Source organism: Paenibacillus lupini, from assembly GCF_011761355.1.
Classification (GTDB): Bacteria; Bacillota; Bacilli; order Paenibacillales; family Paenibacillaceae; genus Pristimantibacillus; species Pristimantibacillus lupini.
In genome coordinates this window covers 99895-119200 of the sequence record NZ_JAASRW010000004.1, presented here as the reverse complement: position 1 = coordinate 119200, position 19306 = coordinate 99895, and the positions used below count along the sequence as shown (strand labels likewise).

General features: G+C 48.0%; 10 protein-coding genes. 4 read left to right on the top strand and 6 right to left on the bottom strand.

What is annotated here, in order from left to right:
* Positions 1 to 3: 3 nt before the first annotated feature.
* The 3 genes from FHS17_RS13965 to FHS17_RS13955 form a co-directional block, all read right to left on the bottom strand.
* Positions 4 to 735 (bottom strand): hypothetical protein, encoded by a 732-nt coding sequence (locus FHS17_RS13965; protein ID WP_341805830.1) that lies wholly within the window; start codon positions 733 to 735, stop codon positions 4 to 6.
* 273 nt (positions 736 to 1008) lie between these two features.
* Positions 1009 to 6042, bottom strand: a complete 5034-nt coding sequence (locus FHS17_RS13960) for an S-layer homology domain-containing protein (RefSeq protein WP_167279029.1) — start codon at positions 6040 to 6042, stop codon at positions 1009 to 1011.
* A 238-nt stretch (positions 6043 to 6280) separates the two neighbouring features.
* Positions 6281 to 7933, bottom strand: a complete 1653-nt coding sequence (locus tag FHS17_RS13955; RefSeq protein WP_167279028.1) for a fibronectin type III domain-containing protein — start codon at positions 7931 to 7933, stop codon at positions 6281 to 6283.
* Positions 7934 to 8211: 278 nt separating this feature from the next.
* On the opposite strand from FHS17_RS13955, the gene FHS17_RS13950 reads away from it, so the two are divergent.
* The 3 genes from FHS17_RS13950 to FHS17_RS13940 are packed head-to-tail and all read left to right on the top strand — an operon-like array spanning position 8212 to position 10204.
* On the top strand, positions 8212 to 8964 hold the full coding sequence (locus tag FHS17_RS13950) for a hypothetical protein (RefSeq protein WP_167279027.1): 753 nt from the start codon (positions 8212 to 8214) through the stop codon (positions 8962 to 8964).
* Positions 8964 to 9746 (top strand): hypothetical protein, encoded by a 783-nt coding sequence (locus tag FHS17_RS13945; protein WP_243865354.1) that lies wholly within the window; start codon positions 8964 to 8966, stop codon positions 9744 to 9746. The genes FHS17_RS13950 and FHS17_RS13945 overlap by 1 nt, the downstream gene beginning before the upstream one ends.
* Positions 9743 to 10204, top strand: a complete 462-nt coding sequence (locus FHS17_RS13940; RefSeq protein WP_167279026.1) for a hypothetical protein — start codon at positions 9743 to 9745, stop codon at positions 10202 to 10204. Before FHS17_RS13945 ends, FHS17_RS13940 begins: the two co-directional genes overlap by 4 nt.
* A gap of 57 nt (positions 10205 to 10261) precedes the next feature.
* On the opposite strand, the gene FHS17_RS13935 is transcribed toward FHS17_RS13940, so the two are convergent.
* Positions 10262 to 12052 carry an SgrR family transcriptional regulator gene (locus FHS17_RS13935; protein WP_167279025.1) on the bottom strand — a complete coding sequence of 597 codons (1791 nt, stop codon included), beginning with the start codon at positions 12050 to 12052 and terminating at the stop codon, positions 10262 to 10264.
* A 127-nt stretch (positions 12053 to 12179) separates the two neighbouring features.
* Between FHS17_RS13935 and FHS17_RS13930 the strand changes: the two genes are divergently transcribed.
* Positions 12180 to 12359: a hypothetical protein gene (locus FHS17_RS13930; RefSeq protein ID WP_167279024.1), complete on the top strand. Its 180-nt coding sequence runs from the start codon at positions 12180 to 12182 to the stop codon at positions 12357 to 12359.
* Positions 12360 to 12385: 26 nt separating this feature from the next.
* On the opposite strand, the gene FHS17_RS13925 is transcribed toward FHS17_RS13930, so the two are convergent.
* Together FHS17_RS13925 and FHS17_RS30885 are read right to left on the bottom strand one after the other, a co-directional pair.
* On the bottom strand, positions 12386 to 13087 hold the full coding sequence (locus FHS17_RS13925) for a phosphatase PAP2 family protein (RefSeq protein WP_167279023.1): 702 nt from the start codon (positions 13085 to 13087) through the stop codon (positions 12386 to 12388).
* Between the two features lie 137 nt (positions 13088 to 13224).
* A complete protein-coding gene (locus FHS17_RS30885) occupies positions 13225 to 19152 on the bottom strand; it encodes a rhamnogalacturonan lyase family protein (protein ID WP_279590357.1) in 5928 nt (1975 codons plus the stop codon).
* Positions 19153 to 19306 lie beyond the last annotated feature (154 nt).

Genomic DNA, 19306 nt, shown 5'->3' with positions numbered 1-19306 from the left:
CTCTTAATTCTTGTAGTATTGGGTTTGTTTGATCAACGTGTCGATTTCCTGCATGCAAGGCATGCTGTCGATGTCGCCTGGCTCCAAGCTATCCAAGCGGGAGATCTCCAGCATGAGCTGATCCAGTTTTAACAAGATTTCTTCGTTCGTGCCCAGCGATTGCTTGGTGAAGGAAAGGTATTCGCCGTACACGTTTTTTCTGACTTGCAGCAGCTCCTGCGGCAATGCCGACGGCTTCCGGCCCGCAACGCTTTCGAACTCCGACGCATCGAACGTATGCAGCCGATTGAGGATGCTTCTGACGTTCAGGTAGAAGAGCTTCTCCACCTCGTAGATGACGGAAGAAAACTTCTTATAGCTCAATTCCGCGGGATCGAATCGCTGTTTCAAGACCTCGAGCAGTGTGTTCTTTTTCTTCCGCATTCGCTCCAGTTGACGCAAAGCTAAATCGATATCTTCTTCTAAAACCTTAGTACGCTTGAAGCGAGATAATGCCTCAATATAATCGTCATGCGTCTTAATCTCCTTCACCGGCAGAGATACCGGGGCTTTAAATATGAGGGAGTAACACCCATAGGTCAGCGTAATGACGCTGGCGACGAGAAAAGTTACGCCGATTGCTGAAGAAAGCGCATCGGCACCAATCTCGATCCCGATAAGTCCGCTGGAGAAAACGACAATATTCAACGCTGCGACACCAAGTGTCAAACCAAGCAGCTTTATGTATCTGGTCAAGCTCAATCGCCTCCCCTCTGCCGAAAGAATTCTCTCATCTCATTATCATTGTACAATAATGTTAAATCTTGGGGCGAGTAATTTATGGATATAAGTTTAATTCCTAGCAAATTCGTCCAACGCTTTAAAACCATGCAGCATTAGCCAATATTGGGCATATACGCGTGTGATGCAGCTCAAGTTTCCGATTTCAGGAAAATCCAGTAGTAGAGCTATAAAAGCAAATAAGACCCTCCGAGGGTCTTATTTGTCGAGAACTATATTTGAAGTTACTTATCTATTAAGGATGCGGTAGATCATGATCGCTGCTTCTACGCGGGTCAGATTCGATTTAGGATGGATGCCCGCGGCATCTCCTTGAATAATTCCCTCTGCTGCAAGCTGAGCGATACTGTCTTGTGCGTAGCCTGCGATATCGCCGGCGTCCTTGTACTGTGATACGTCACCGTCGGTGGACGTTGATAGCAGCTGCAAGGTTTGCAATGCTCGTGCTGTCATTACAAACGTATCTTCTCGGGTGATCTGCTTATTTGGTTCAAAAAAGTTATCTCCCGTTCCGGTTACGATACCATATGCTTTGGCGCTTGCAAGTGCATTGTAGTAGTACGCTGACTCGCTTACATCGCTAAAGCCGGCCGAGGCTGCGGAATGTGGAAGCTCCAACGCGCGCATGAGAAGCGTAATAAACTCCGCGCGTGTAATGCTGCTTTGCGGATCGAAGATCCCCTCGGATTTGCCTTGGATAACCCCTTTGGCTGCAAGGACATCAATCGCCTCGCTTGCCCAGGCCACGCCGGACAAATCGTTGAAGCTAACCACATTAAACTGAACCTCATATTGGCTGAAATGCTTGGTCGTAAAGATCACTTGACCCGCTTGGTCATCATAATGTCCGTTTGGAACCGGAATGCGATTGCCTTGCGGATCGATATAGAAGACAACGATATGATCCGGTGCTTTAAGCTCCTCCGCTGTTGGCGCGTACGGAATGCTAACCGTCACTGGCGCATCCAGATTGCTCCAAGGAATGACGCTGCCGTCCCTTACAAGCGAGAGATCAATAACCGGATGGCCATTCTGATCATTTTGCTTAGTCAAACGAAGCTCAACTGTACCGTTTGTAAGATCTGCTGTGCTTAGCATCGTTGACTGTAAACGTACTGTTCCCAAGCTTGTTTGAAGCAAAATATCATACGTATAGTCAGCTGTCTTCAGCAAGGAAACCGGGATAATCAGACCTTCCGGCTGATTCGTTCCGCCCGCAAGCTTAATCGTAATAACCTTATGGCCTGAAGGATCGGCTGTTGCTGAATTCATGGCTGCTGTGAAATCGGAATCCGACAGTGTTGCAGTGCCCTGATCATTAGCTATAAGAGAAACCGTTCCCTGGTTCACATTACTGCTTCCTCCAGCACTGCCGCTATTGCTGCCTGTATTACCGCCGTTATTTCCACCGCCGCCGCTGTTATCGGCTGCCATAACGATGAACGACACCGGACTGCTGGTCACTCCATTTACTGTTGCTGAGACGGTGCCGCCTCCCGCACTGACCGGAGTAAGCGTGCTTCCAAACACAGTCGCATAGGCGTCTCCTGAAGCTACTGCCCAAGCGATAGACTGGCCATTCAAGCTAAACGGATTATTGTATTGGTCCATCCCGTTAATGGTTAACTGGCTTAAATCATATCCGGTACCACCAGCGGTTAACGAAGGGATTGTCCCCGTAACCGTAACAGCCTTCAGCTCTGGTGCTGTTCCAGCTTCTCTGGTGACGACTACCGTATAATCCTGGTAGTTTGTTCCGTCAGCAGACGCAACATTTATTGTAATCGTATTTGCACCTACTTGAAGCGGTACATTCACTGAAGGCGCACCATTTGGCGTACTCACATCATTCAGCTTCAGAGTAGCATTTGACGCACTTGCTGTAGGTGTAAGAGAAATTTGATTTAGACTGTTCGGTACGCTGACCGTATACTCAGTGACATTCTCCGAGAAAGCCGGAGCAAGCGTACCTTCACTTACCGTCAAGCTTTGCAGGGTGCTGTCAATATCACCTGATGTTCGGTTGATTGTCACATAGTAGGACGCCGTTGTTACGCCGTCTTCTGCGGTAACTACTACTGGGATTACATTTTCCCCGTCAACTAGAGATAGATTTGGTGAAGCTGTACCGCTTGCTACTGTATTGCCGTTAACCGTAATCCCTTTTATAAATTCACTGTCTGCCGTCGGAGTCAGTGTAATCTGACTTACACTATTAGGTACATCCATGACATAATTCGTTGGATCGACCTTCGTCAAAGCTCCAGTGCTGACCTGAAGATCGGACAGAGCCGTGTCATTCTTCGGATAAGCGATCCCCGTGCTGATTCTCACATTATCCACATTCACAGAACCCGTCACATTATAATTGGAGTTAAAATCGATGCCCGTCAAATCATTCGTTGTTGAATCGGCGAAACGGAAATTGCCTTGATCGACTTTTTTAACCCCGTCAATGTACATATCAAATTTCTTGCTGATTGTATTCAGTACCAGCTTGAAATCATACCAGGTGTTGGCTGTATATGACTGTACAACGTGGGCTGTACCGGAAGATCCGTTATCCTTGTACAGAATGCCCGTACTGTCCATCCCTACAGCTGCCGCCATGTGTGAAGAGTTATCGCCATAAACCATTGGTACAGTGAAATATTGATTCGTATTGCTCTTACTAAGCGAATATTCGACGGTAACGATACCGCTCAGATTGTCCAAAGCTTTATAAAGCGATGTTTTATTACCGTTCTTACCAGCTGTCGGCTGGGAAATCAGCACACTCTTGTTCGTCGCGCTTGGACTTTCAGCCACGGCCACGCTGCCGCCGGCAACCGTTGCTGTCACCGTCCAGTCTGCCGGAACGGAGCCCGTTGCGCTGGTGTCAAAGTTATCATCAATGACAACAGCTGGTTTGCCCGGCGATAGATAGACATCCGCGAGTGTTAAGGTAATGCCCGGCTTCACTTCCAGAGGAGATCCAGCTTTCGCCGTAACCGTCCATGACTGATAACCTGGCTTTGATACCGTCACCGTATAACCGGATTTCACAGGCAGATTGCCAAGCGAGAAATAGCCTGAAGCATCTGTTGTTACCGTCTCAAACACCGAAGCGCCATTGCTGATGCGTACTTCCGCTCCCGCTACGGCCGAAGGATTCGCCACATTCGATGTATCTTTAACCATACCTTCAATCGTTCCGGTCGGATTCATCGAAACAACGGTCAAATCTACACCCGACGTAGTGTCGCCAGCGGCAACGTTAACATGCTCATCTGTGCCCGTTGCATAAAACTCCTTGCTTGCAGTAACCATATAATCCGTTCCAACAGGTACATCAGCAATACTGTAGAAGCCATACGTATTCGTAAGTGCAGAATACTTTGTATCGTTAACCATCAAGCTTACTTCCGCTCCGTCAATCAGCGTACCCGCAGCGTCTTTGACTTGTCCTGTGATAGACTCTGTCCCACTGTTCACGTCACCGTAATATTCGAAAGCCCCAATATCCGGTTTACTGCTATACAATTCCTGGCCTGCAAAATCCATGCCGCCGTTATCCGTAATATTCATTGTCGAATTAGCCAAGTTCATTCCAATCTCATCCAGACCATTGCCAATAGCCAAGGAACCTGGCAGCAGCTTAAAACCTGAGAAATCAAGAATTGGACCTGTCTCAGCATCTCCGCTCGTCGTTGGAACCGGACCAGTAAACTTCGGATCGCCAACAATCGCATGTGCTTCGTTTGCCGCAGGGATTACATTTTGCCCAAAGTACAGGTTGTGATCGTAAGTCACGCCGGTACCTGATGCGATTGTTACTGGTTTAACAGGACCGCCTGCCGCATTATAGAAAATATTATTGAACATCTTCACGGCGTAATCCGAGTCATTCAAGTACGCGCTGCCACCAGAGGAATTGACGAACGTCACATTTGATCCAGCTTGTGTGTTGTAGAAAATGTTGTTATAGACCAGCTGCGTTCCCTTGTCTCCATGCGGATTCAAGAAACGTTTAGCTGGAGCCGCGTCTTGAATAATGTTATAACGGACTGTTGCTGTACCAAACACGAAGCCGCACAGCAGAATGCCGTCGCCCGTATTGTGAATGTAGTTGTATTGAATCAGAATATTCGTGGATTCTTTATCAGGGTCAATGGCGTTAGAATCTGCGCCGCCTGCTTTAGCCAGCGTATCGTAGACTTCATTGTATTGAACCGTAATATTGTCGGTGTAATACATCTCAATGGCGCTAGTACCCGCACCTGCTGATACGTTATGTTCAACCAAAGCATTTTTCACACTTGTTAAGTAGATGGTGTCACATGCAAAATCTGAGTTGTATTGGCTGAAATAGTTGTTACGGATCGTAATGTTTGTATGGGGATACCACTCTGGGTCATACCATTGACCAAGCGGGTCGGTTGGTGACGAATGGTTTTTCCCATCATCACGCGATGCCCAGTGAACATCGCCTTCATATTGCTTGAAAATAACCCCACCAAAAGAATTATCCTGGAATATGCTGTCCTCAATGACAACATCATCAAACTTCGTTGGAATAGGTGTGTCGCCTGGCTTCAGCGTCTCGAACAGGATGCCGCCGGTCCGTTTGGAGCCATCCCAGCCTGAGCCATGGTAAATCCCGCTTCCCGGCTCATCATCCGCCGTACTTCCGCTGATCCACATATTCCACCCGGTCACATCATGCACATTCACACCACGGATATAGAAATGCTTCAGTACTCCAGCATCTCTGCCTGTTACATGCATCCCTCTGAGATCCGCTAATTTAGACGGATCATTAGGTGCTCCCGCTGCTGTATTCGTAATTTCGAGATTATTAATGTCCCAGTACTGCTGATTATAAAATTCAACGACAGAGTCGATAGCACCAGCACCGTTAAGCTTCGGTTTTGGACTTGCAGCCCCATACATATCAATCGTAATCGGACTGCCATCTTCACCCGATCCTTGCGGATGCAGCTGCTCTCCTGTCCATTCACTTCCTGCTTTCAATAAGATTCTGTCCCCAGGCTGAAACGTAGCAGCACTTACTTTCGTCAGCGACTTCCATGCTGTATCCACACTTAGACCATCGCTCGCGTCGTCTCCTCCCTCTGAATCAACATAATACGTTGTCCCTGCACCAGTAGATGCAAAGGTTGATTGCGGTACGATTGTACTGATTATACTGATCAGAATGATCAACACCATAGTGATTGAAATACCTTTGATGCTCTGTCTAGTCAACATAGATGCACGCAATTGGATTCCTCCCTCAAGCTATCCTCGCAATGAGAATGCGCTTTCATTTTTTCAGGCAACTCCTATTATAGAACTCCCAAAGAAGGTTACTAGGGGAGGAATGAACACAATTCTTTCACTATTTCTGCTTTTCCCCACTTTCAATAGACGGATAAAGAACGATTTCCTTTCACTATCCATCAACTCGGCATAAAAAATAGAGCGGACACTTCAACAAGTGTCCGCTCTATCATCTTTCCTAGCTTACCGGCGTTGCAGCCGTTCCGCCCAAACCAGTTGGAGCCGTGCCCGACTTCGACAGGTAGATTTTATCTACCTTCGCGCCGTCTTCTCTTACTTTGATGTAAAGGGTATGCGTACCAGTCGCGATCGAGATTGAACTGCTAGGCTTTTTCCAAGCCCATGTGCTGTTCGAGGTCGTAGTCAGCTGCGATCCGGACGTGCTGTCAAGCGCAACCGTAAAGCTGTCCGAGCTTGTGTCGACACCGCTGCTCAGCATATGAACATAGAAGGAACCACCGTTAGTTACATTAATTGTATAGGCGATATAGTTTGTGCTGCTGTCGCCCGAGCCATTTGCCGTCTCCATGTCATGCCCGTTCGAACATACAGAGCATGCCGCATCAACAAAAGTCCCGTTCTTGGACGTATAGTTCTCCGCTTCGATATAAGCACCCTTGCTTCCATCCACGTTATACGTTCCGCCAGTTGTACCGCCGCTGCCTGCAGCCAAAGTCGTTGCGCTGACCGATGTACTTGCAGCCGATTCATTACCAGCCGCATCCTTCGCTTTTACCGTATAAGAGTAGCTTGTTAATGCTGTCAGGCCAGTATCACTGAAGGAAGCCGATGTTGAAGTGCCAACCAGCGAGCCATTGCGGTACACTTTATAGCCCGTTACACCCACATTGTCAGTTGAAGCAGTCCAGTTCAGCTTGACCTGGCTGCTTGATGCCGCTGTTGCAGTTACATTCGTTGGCACCGTTGGAGCTGTTGTATCCGGTGTTACAGGAGCCGGTGCATAACGCTCAATAATTTGGCTTGTCCGCAGCAGGTCCTGCGGGATGAGCCAGCCTTTGCTGTTAAGCTCGTTAATCAATGCTGTACGTGTCGAGTTTGCTTCGCTGTAAGTATCTGCCTTAAAGGAAGCTTCTACCCAGTACTCATAGCCCGTCTTAGCTTCATTAAGAACTATCCATACTTCAATATCCAGATCAAAGTCATTGAAGGTGCCTTCATAACGTTTGAAGTCTACCGGACCGTATACAACCGAATTATTCAGCTGCGTTGTTCCCCAGCCCGTGCTTGTCCAATTGGCGAATTTACTCGGCTCATTAGCCACCGATACGGTGCGGGAAGTCGCCTCATTCGGCATCTTAAGTCCGCTGCCGCTGGAGCCAGATACCGTAACATCCTTCTCATAAGCAATGCTGAGCGTTTGTTTGGAATATCCCCAATCGATTTGGAAGTCGAAGCCAGAGGACGAATCGAGTCCTTCACCGGCAGCTTGCGTCAAAGCAGCGTTAATGTCGCCATTGGCCACATCGTACCGTTTCTTGAATTGAATTTCATGCGTGCTTTGATCATCGCGCTTACGGATCCGCTCGCCCCATCCTTGCCCTTGCATGCTTTGAGCTGCCGTATCCATATACTGTACTTTGTAAGATTTGTAGGAGCTCCCCGTATCGAATTCACTTCTGACTGAGCTCACCAGATTGTGACTCGAATCCAGCACAAGAGCTGGATCCAGATTCAGCTTAACCTCGTAGTTTGGCTTGCCAACAGCTGCGAAAGCCGAGTGCGAATGCAGGAATGGAGCAGTCAGTAAAGCGGCCGCTACCGTCCCAACTAAAGCTGTTTTCACCAAGCGCTGCAGTGGTGATGTGTACATCAATTCACTCTCCCAATAGGTAAAATATGGTACACATCCATCATATTAAAGAAAGATTACGTGAATGTTTGGTGAGCTTGAAGGTTTGATGTGATCGTCATCATACTATCTTCAGCCCTCAAGAGAATATCAATGGAATAAATTTGGATGCTATTGGAAAAATAAGTCTAAACCTTGCTTTAGGAGTTGATCTTATTCCTTCTTTTGTCCCTTATCTGCTGCTTATAATAGCCAGTATTGTATTCTTTCTTTTCTCCTGGGTTAAAGCTCGAAGCTCCATGATAATCCCCTACTATATTTGTATTGCCGGGACTATTTATATTTTCGAGCTGATCATATTCATTATTTTTAACAGCTATACCTATCACCCAGGGCTGCTAAAGGACCCTTTTTATGACAGTGCCTTAGGGGCTATCGTATCTAACGGCTTTATTGTTCCGTCTACGTGCACGTTAGTAGCGGTCTACGGCATAAGCTTCGGCTGGATTCTGATCCTGGCAGCGGGCTTTATGGGGATTGAGCTGACCTTTATTCATTTAGGCATATTCGAGCATCATTGGTGGAAAGTCATCTATACAGGCATCGGTATAATTCTGCTGTTCTCGATAGGCAAATGGCTCTGGCATAAACTATCCCCATCGAAACTCCCTTACCTATTTCGCTTGATCTTGCTGTATACCATCAATGTTTCCTTGCAGGGATCAGTCATAGCTATCTATTTGATCTTTTTTCATCAGATTGTATTTCAGCCCGGCTGGTTCGAGGACCCCTCCAGAGACAATATTGCATTCGCTACGCTGATCGTCCATATAGACTCCGTGTTTTTTGCTTTGTTAGTTTCTTTGCGGGGCAACTGGATCTGGAAAATGATATTAATTGGCTTGTTGGGCTGTGGTTACCTGTGGCTGATTCGGCAAGACATTTTATATGCTTCGAGTATGTGGTCCGTGATTCTGCTCATTTTGCTGCAAATCATTGTAATTCAGCTATTGAGTAGACTTTATCGCGTTATAGCTGGAAAGGAGTGTTAATGAACAACATGAGCCCCTCTCGCCGGCCTAGGGCCAAATTAAGCCTATTTGGCATTACTTCTCTGTATAAACGTAGTCCCTACATGGTCCTTTGGTGGTCGGCTGCTTTCCCCGGCTTTGGTCATATGCTGCTGAATCAGTATTTGAGAGGAACCTTTCTGACTTTATCAGAGGTTATATTTAATACGCTTGGCCATATCAACGAGGCAATCGTCTATAGTTTTTGTGGGAAGTTCGAACAGGCCAAAGCCATCTTGGCTCCTCAGTGGGTTCTTGGGTATATCATTATTTTTTTCGTCGTTATGTGGGATAGCTACCGCTCTGCGATCTATCAGAATAAGCTTTACCAAATCGCGAAGCTTGAGGACGAACCGCTGCCTAGTCTAAAGATTTATGCATCAGAAGTGCAGTATATCCAGCCCAAGAGCCCTTTCGTTGCAGCCGTGTTCTCCTTGTTTTTCCCCGGTATGGGTCAAATGTATAACCATCGGATCGGACTTGCCTTCTATGCGATGTTCTGGTGGTGGATGTATATCTCGCTGTCTCATGTTCATGTATCACTAATCGATCTCCTTACCGGCAGATTAACCGAATCTATCGCTGTTTTGCGTGTGCACTGGCTGTTATTTATGCCTTCTGTTATGGGAGGATCTATTTATCATGCCTACATCAAAGCGAAAGAGCATAATTTGCTCTTCAGCCTGGAGCAGCGCCAGTATCTGCGTGATCGTTACCATTCCTCCGCTGTACAAATCTTTAGCCATTCAGGTGAAAACATATGATTATCATTGGCACCTTCCAATATTCCATTGAGCTTGAATATGCGCTGTGTCAGATAGAGAGTATAGGGATCGCGAGAGAGCAGCTGCTAGTCGTTTGCATGGATAAGGAGTCACAAGCTTTTCAATCCGATCAGCCTATACAAGAGAGCTCTCTTTCCAAGGGAGTCGAGATTGGTATTGCATGCGCTACGGCATTGTCTGTCATTGGAACCTGCTTTGGGTTTATATGGACATGGGGACCGGTGATCTGGGGGATTATCGCCGCCTTTATCGGCTTTAGTCTGGGGTTCGGAATACATGCGATTTTCTCCAAGAAAAGCAGACGGAAGCAAGACAAACAAAAGTCAGACGTTACCGTCATTGTGCAATGCCAGGACTTACAAGCTGATGCTGTGCAAAAAGTCATGTGGGGAAACCGTGCCTTATCGGTCGGTCTTGCTCCGGCATCAGCCGAATAGCTGCTCATTGCATACAAAAAAAGCCTGCTGTATGCAGGCTTTTAATCATGCTAATTGTTAGGCACGCCAAATGTGTTTGAAATCAATCCATCCGAGTGAATTAATTCGGACACCCTTGAGCGTTGGGTGATAGTCAGTATAAAACCGGTTATGAAGCAGGAATAAGACCTGGTACTCCCCGTGAAGTCTACTTTCAATATCCGCATAGATAGCCATTCGGTCTTGCGAATTTTTGCAAGCAAGCGCCTCATCAAATCTCTCGATTGTCCAGGCAGACAGCGCTGGCGTCATCAGTCTTTTCAGGAAACTATTATCCTGTTCACAGCTCTCGATTAAGCTGACTTCATCCTCCGGAAATACAAGCGAATGAAACGTGAGATCGACCTCGTCAAGGACACTATGAATTGTCTCCGGTCCTTCAATACGAACCTTTACCTCAATACCATATTCCATACACTGCTTCTGAATCCAAAAGGCATCATCCGAATGAGCTGTATGTGCACATAACGTAATCGGCGATTGATCAAATCCGTTATCACTAATCTGCTTTCGCAGCTCTTCCGGAGAAAATGGAAGCCTGCTTGGCGTTGTTAATGATGCTGAAGGTTCTGACTCAGGAAAAAAGCCATTCGCTGGAAAATGTCGATATCCTCCAAGCTCTTGAATCATAAGCTTCCGGTCAAGCAGCTGATCTACAAGGCTTCGGAATAACTCGGACTGCTGCGGCCCATTCCTTTGCATGTTCCAACTGAGCATACTTGTACAGACATTCTTGGATTCAAGCTTGATCCAGCCGTTCTCCACCGTAACCGCCTGCTGCTTTGGATCACAGATCAGCTGCTGCCAGGTTACCATTCGTTCCATAAGCGCCTCATGCTGCGGCACAAGTATAATCTCGACTTGATCGAGGTGGGGACGTCCTTGAAAATAATGCAGGTTCGCTCCAAGCAGCAGCCTTCCGCTGGTCCACTCTTCAATCTGGAAAGGACCTGTTCCAATGGGCTTCTTCCAGAACACTTCCTCATTTTGTCCCCGCAGCCCGGAGGGCAGGATCGCCATTACGTTCGAGCAGGCGTATTTGAGAAATAACCAGTTCGGTTTATCCAGTTGAAAACGAACAATCCGATTGGATACTGCTTCAACCTTGCCAAGCGATCGCATAATCCAGCTGTTGAACTTCCCGCTTCTTAGACGTTCTATCGTATAGACGACATCTGAAGCGGTTAACTCCGTTCCATCATGGAATAATACCCCTTTCCTTAAGTGAAAGGTCCACGTCGTGGCGTCTTCATTACACTCCCAATCATGGGCAATTCCCGGCAAGATTCGTCCCGTATTCTCCTCCAGCACAACAAGCTTATCAAAGATCTGTTGAATCAAATGGGAATCAAACGAGAAGACACATTCTGCCGGATCCAGGGTCGTAATAACCCTCGTAATCGGAAGACGAAGCACATCGGCCTCTTTCCCCAGCTGCTTGTGGAAGCCAAAGCTATCGCTCATCCACTCCATAAATTTTTCATTCGCCGCCGTCCCTTCCCCAAAGGTCTGGAGAAGATGAAAGGCCTTATTGTATTCGCCGTCTTCCGCATATTGCCGTGATAGGTCGTGAAGCAGCTTCTCCCGGTCTTCCCGGAAGGTAATCTGCGAGCGGTTGCCCCTGCCTCTACCGGCCTTCCACTCAATGAAGCCTTCCTCGGACAGTTTGCGGAGAACAAGCTTGGCATTTCGTTCCGTACAATACAGCGCCTCCGCTACTTGCACAATGGACGCCTCAGCCGCTGCCCCAGCTCCAAGCTCACTCGCAAACCGCTCATACAGCGTCAAATAACGTTCGATCGTTAACATCGTTTTTCCTCACCTCGCTTAAAAGGGGAAATCTATTGAGCATATTCTACACTTTTTACACCTTTCTTTCACCTGCATAATGAAATTAACAAGCGAGATCCACCAAACAAATAAAGGAGATGTTCCTATGCCATACCATAATTACCATACGACTGAGCTGCTGTACAAAATGCGCCAAGAAGAGATCAACCGGGCAATTCGCTCTGGCCGATATGTGAAGCACGATGACGATTTGAAAAAGTCGCGCCGTAAATTCGCAGCCCCTCTGCTGCACATGATGAAGCCGCTTATGTGGAGGAAAAGATGACCCGCTGCACATGAAAAAGGACCATCCTATATTGGGGACGGTCCTTCATTTCTCTCTTCCTGAAGCCGGAACTTCCGTGAAAGCCACCTTTGCTCCAGGAAACGCTCATATAATCCAATACTCATGATCAGCCATGCCGCACTTATCAAATACCCGCCAATTACATCACTCGGATAATGAACTCCAAGATAAATTCTGCTGATCCCAATCATCACGATGAGCACAGTTCCGATCAGAATAACAGCCGTTCGCATCCATCTATGCTTCAAGTGCTTCCACAAGAAATAGATCGTGATTCCGTATAACGTAAAGGCTGACATCGAATGCCCGCTGGGAAAACTGAACCCGGAAGCCTCAACAATCCGGTTAATATCCGGTCTCGCCCGTTGGAAGATTGCCTTCAGCAGCAGGTTGAGCAGCGCCGAAGCTCCTATTACGCCGAGATAGAAGATAAGCTCTCTCCGATAACCGATAAACGCCAATACCGCTGCAAAGATGACGATCATAAGAATAACTAAAAATTCCGATCCAAGCTCAGTGAAGATCTTCATCCAGATTGTCATCGTATCGGAATGTACACTACGAACGGCATCCGTTATTTTGTGATCAAATGCTGCAATCTCTTGCCTGCTGACGAGCTGCGCAATCCATCCGAATACAACTAGAATTATAATTGTGAAGGCAAATGCTCGTAATAACACTCTATTTTGCTTATTCATTGATTTCATTGTCTCGTGCTATGCTCCCTTTATCCTTTGTTCTTATTATACCCTCATACGTTCAGATAAAGAGGTTGGTAGCGAAAAAGGAAAAAGGAAAAAGGACAGACAGCTGTAACCAGCTGCCCGCCCTATTTCAGTCAAAGCTATTTTACCGTTACCTTCATAACTGTACTTTCCGTTACACCTGCATCATTGATTAGTTCCACGCGGTATTCGTAAGCGCCCTTCGCACGGCCCGTGATATTGGTCACCGCTGTTTGTGCATTTGGCGTCTTCGCTGTCAGCGATTGACTGTCGATAAGCGTGCCATTCTCGTAAAGCTTGTATGTCGTGGCATTAGTGCCCCACCACATGTTCATCGTTACCTTATAGTCACCGTTGTTATCCCAGTTGTCGTTCGACAGCACCGGCTTGCCAGGCGATGCGTCCTTAACCGTAATAGTCAACGGCGAGCAGGCTGTTGTGCCAAATGAATTGATCAACTCGCACGTATACGTGTACGTGCCGTTCGCTTTACCGCTTACCGCAGTAGCAGCGGTTTGGGCCGAAGGCGAGTTATCGGTCAGCTTTTTCGTATCAATTAGAACGCCGTTCTCATAAAGCTTATAAGTTGTACCGTTGTAGCCGTACCACATGTTCATTGTAACCTTGTAGCTGCCGTCCAGTAATCCCGTATCATAACCGTTGTCGCTTGCGAGGACTGGCTTGCCCGGTACACCCATCGCATTCTCTTCCGGTTGTGGTGCTGTGTATTGAATTCGTGGCGCAGCTGGCATTTCCATGCCCGCACCAAGGAAGAAGCTTGTATGCGGAGGCTGGTTGTAGCCGCTGTTCTGCCAGGCAACACCAAGACGGTAGACGGGATCCTGCATCAGTGTCCGAATGCGCAAATCGGTCAGGTCCGTTGTCGTATAGATGCGCAGCTCGGAACTGTCCGCCGAACGCCATACAACCTCTTCACGCCAGTCGCCAAACAAGTCAGCTTGCAGTGCAGGATTGCCTTTTGTTCCGTTATTCGATAATGTACCTTCTGCTGTCAGCAGATTTTCCGTTGTTTGCGTCTCGTAATTCCATTTGTCGATCTTGCCTGTGCCTGCTTTCACAACCGAATCCCACTGATGATCAAGCAGCTCTCTGAGCGGATCCGCATCCCACCAAATCGCATTGTTTGTTGAAGACGGGATCTTCGTGCTAATCATCTCGCCTTTCGTACTGAACAAGCCTGTAATCTGTATCTGCTGTTCATTGGTAATGGTAGAGGACCACATTTCTTCACCTGCATAATTGGGATCCAGATCCGCAGAAAGTCCACGTCCCGTATCAATGCCGGTATATACACCCCAGATGATGTCGCCTGTTGCTGCATCATGCATCTCAATGCCATAGTCGGCATCTGTATGCTCATGTACACCAAACACTTCAAGTCCCGGACGGGTTGGATCAAGATCGCCGAAATGCATGGCGTCGCCATGTCCTAAGCCCGTACTGTATAAAGCTTCACCATTATCGTCGATAGCAAGTGCACCAAACAGTATTTCATCCTTGCCATCCTGGTCCACATCACCAATCGACATATTATGGTTACCTTGCGCCACATAGCTGCCATTGCCTTCATCGGTCGTATCAAACTTCCAACGCTTCGTCAGCTTACCATCTTTGAAATCGTAAGCAACGATCACAGTACGTGTATAATAGCCTCGGCTGAAAATCACACTCGGGTGCTCACCATCAAGGTAAGCGACCGATGCGAGGAAACGATCAACTCGGTTGCCATACGTATCGCCCCATGCGCCAACATCACCGCGAGGAGGATCATAGCTGACAGTCGATACGGCTCCACCCGTCTTGCCATTAAACACCGTCAGGAATTCGTCGCCTAGAAGCACATAGCCGCTGCTGTTGCGGTTATCCTTGGAGGCATCGCCAATGACTTTGCCCTGTCCGTCGATTGTGCCATCGGCCGTCTTCAGCACAACTTCTGCTTTACCATCACCGTCCAGATCATAAACCATAAACGGCGAATAGTGTGCCCCGGCACGAATGTTTGGACCGAGGTTAATACGCCATAAACGTGTGCCATCCATTTTGTAAGCGTCCATATAGACGATACCTGTATATCCGGCTTGCGAATTGTCCTTGGCATTCGAAGGCGACCACAGCATGACATACTCATATTGACCATCGCCGTCCAGATCACCTACACTTCCATCACCTGCGCTGTAGGTATATGGCTGGCCATCTTTCGTATAGGCATCGGCCGGCTTTTGCAAAGGAATAGACAAGTATTGCTGCTGCCATACGCCAAACGCTTTTGTTGCTGGTCTTTCAATGCCGTTAATTATTAACGTAATGCGGTATTGGGCCTGGTCAGTTCCCCCGGCATCAAGGTAGTTCGTGCTCCCCGTAATAGGCGAAGCATTCAGCTTTACCCCATCCCGGTAGACGTTAAAAGCGATTGTATCCGGATCTAGGCCAAGCATACGCCAGCCGATATAAACGCCATTATCCTGCTTCACTGCTACCGGTGCACGGTCCAAATATTCCATATTGCGGTACAGCGTAGTTACCGCTTCTGTTACCAGTACCTCAGACTGAGCGGATATACCACCTGCGTTAACCGAAGCTGCTTTGTAATAGTAAGGAACCGTTGTTAATACGTTCGAGTCCGTGTAAGACGGTTCTTTTGTTTTGCCAATCAGCTTGAACTCGCCATTTGCTTTCGAAGCACGATAGACATTATAAGCACGTGCCTTTGATGAGCCGGTCCACGCAATTGTTACACTATTCTTGCTGATCGTAGCCACGCTCAGATCCTGCGGAACTGGAGCAAGCGGTACACTTGGATCGATTGTTGAGATCGTAAGTTCATTCGAAGCAACCGATTCAAAGCCAGCGCTGTCTACAGCCGTAACCGTATAAACATATTGCTGCCCAACATCTCCTGTTGTATCACGGAAGGTCGTGCCCGCTGCTTCCCCAAGAAGCTCAGCATTACTTGCATCCGCGGATTTGCGGTAAATACGGTAAGTTGCTGCACTATCTGCCGCAGTCCACGACAGCTGTGCTTCGACCGGATCCGTTGCAAGCTGGAGCTCATCAAGCTTAAGTCCAGTTGGAGCAAGTAAAATCGGCGTAATCTCAAGACCATTCAAATGTGCCGTTTGGCCGCTGAATACGAGGTTCATCTGGCCGTCTTTCACCGCGATGTTGTTGTATACTTTCTCTGCGATATTTTCCTTACCGGAAGATACCGTGCCGTAGTCCTTGCCTTCAATGGCCACATTCGTTTTAATAGAACCAATCCAGTCGCCTGTGTAGGTCTTCACCGAATAATAGCCGTTTGGAAGATCGACCTTGAATTCATACGAATTCGCGAAGTAAGCAACAAAATCACGGCGCAAAGCATCGGTAGCTGAACCCCGGTCGCGATCGATCATCCCGGTGCTGTCCGTTAACCCGTACCCTCTCTCTGGTGTATACAGGACACTGCGCGTCACCTCTGTATAACCATCTGCAACCGGCGCACCAACCGGACCAAAATCATACCTGTATTTCGCCGACTTGGTCGAAATGGTCACCTCATCAGACGGTGTGGATTCACCCCGGCCATTAACCGCCGTTACACGGACGGTATACGTCTGTCCTTCTGCCATACCGCCCATTGTGAACGTAGGAACCGTCGCTGAACCTACCATTTTATAAGCCGATTCGGGGTCCGTTGCCAGCTTGCGGTACACCTTGTAAATATCCGCTGTCTCATCAGCATTCCATTTGAGAACCGCACCCGCATTGCTGATGCTGCCTGCGATCAGGCCAGTCAGCTTCGCCGGCACATCCGCTGGAAGCTCAATTTCCTTCACGGCTTGTGCAAGTGGCAGATCCAGCTGCTGAATACCTCCTGCTAGCAGGCGGGCAAGCTGAATCGCACCGTATTCTTGGAAGTGTGTATTATCTGCAGAACCAGTTGGGAAAGCCTGATAGATGCCCGGATCGGCATACAGGAACACCGACGCTGTAGCTTCAAATCCTATCGAATTGTAGTAGGCAACACTTAGCGCACTAAGATCGACCAAAGCTACATCTTTATCCACTGCGGCTTCCTTCATCGCTTGAACATATTCCGGGAAGCTGACGTTGAACTTGCCCGTATCCGCATTAAAGTCACGGCGTCCCATCGGGGTTACAAGAATTGGTGTCGCCCCGCGTTGAATAGCGCCTTCAATATAATAGTTCTCCAGATAGCTCTTATAATCTGCCGGAGACGCGTACCGGTCAGGGATGCTGATCGTTGCATCGTTGTGCCCAAATTGAACGAGGAAATAATCACCTGGCTTAATCGCACGTAAAATCTCGTCGAGGCGGCCTTCAGTAATGAAGTTCTTCGTGCTGCGTCCGCCAATTGCTTTGTTTACGATCGCTACATCACTATTGAAGAAGCGCGGCAGCATTTGGCCCCAGCCGGCTTGCGGCTCCCAATAAGGATCATACGTCTGTACCGTCGAATCCCCAGCAATGTAAACGGTAGGAATCTCGCCTGGCTGACGATCAGATTGCTTCGTAATTACGATAGCGTTGATTTTAGCAGCGGTACCTGTAAAATCGAAATTCAATTGACCGTCAACCAGCGCAATCGGGAATTCCATCTCCAGGTATTGGCCTGCTGTCTTAGCTGTCTGCTGCACTTTCTGGATATTCTCTACTTTAATCGCGATGTCGGTGGCCGCTTCTGCATCCCCGGCAACAAGCGACACGGTGTAGTCACCGTTTGGCAGATCTATGTTAAACGATGTATCCTGCACCTGCGCGAAATCCGATTTAATCGGATCCGTTGTGCTGCGGTCTACCGCTGTTACTTTCGTTGGATCGGTAAAACCATATTTCAGCGATGACGAATACTTGGTAGAGGCTGCTACACGAATGTAGCCGTCAGCCAATTCGCCTGGGCCAAAGTCAAACCGCTGAACCCCGCCCTCCGGCAGCTCAACTGGCGGAACATATTCCGTACTCGATACCGTACTGGAAGTCGTTGATTCGCCTGCATCATTCACCGCAATGATCTGATAATAATAGCGCTTCGAAGTATCGGCTGTCGTGTCCGTATATGAAGGACTAGTCGATTGTCCGATCTCAGCAAATGGTCCCGCTGCATCCTCAGAACGAAGCACCTTGTAGCTGACTGCGCCTTCGGCAACATTCCAGCTCAGCTTTACGGAATCGGCTTTCACTTCATCCACCGCCACACCCGCCGGTGCTGCCGGAGGCTGCGGAGCCGGAATTTCACTGACTGAAGCCGGTGTGCTAAGCTCGGATTCCAGACCACTTGCGCCAGTAGCAGATACGTAATACGTATAGCCGCTGCCAACCGCAACTGTTGTATCCGAGTAGGTTGTTTCTGCTGTTTGACCAAGAAGTGTTGGCTCACTATCCGCACCGCTTGCACGATATATCGAATATTGCGCCGCTCCATCAACACTGTTCCAAGCCAGTGTCACGCTGGAGGACGTTAAACTAGTCACTGCAAGCGAAGCCGGAGCAGCAGGTGCTGCATCAACAACCTCTTCAATGACGAGACCATTCAAATAGCCGCCCGCGCCGGTTCCAGAAACATCTACCGTCAATTGTCCATCATTAACCGTCACCTGGTATGTAACAGTAGTAACCGCCTGTCTGCTGGAAATCGTTCCTGCTGTTACCCCTTCGAGTGCAATTGTTGTTTTCGTCGTACTAGTGCCTGTGAGCAAATCTCCGGAATAGACGGTAACGTCATATTCACCATTAGGAATATCTGCAAGGAAGGTATAAGCTGTACCCAGTATAAAATCATTCGTCAGCTCATCACCGCCCGAACGGTTACGCGATGCCACCGCCTGATTCAAGCCATAGCCAGTCTCTGCTGTATAAAGCAGCGATTCATGCACTTTCGTATAGCCGTCCTTGACCGGACTTGAAGCTGTGCCAAAATCAAATTTTTTCACAACTGGCTCTGTAGCACTTGCATTAGCTTGCTGAGCCCCAAGCTGCATGCCTGGCAGTAATGTCGTACAGATCAGCACGAAGGCCAGTAATGACATATACAAAGGTCTTCTATTTATTCGCATATAATGGATATCCCCGCTTCCATATTCTCAATTTCGTCAGTAGTATCTTGAGATGCTTTACAAGGCTTGCTGTATTGCAACCGCTTTCAAAACTACCGTTCCAGCTGATGCCAGCAATCGGTTTGCT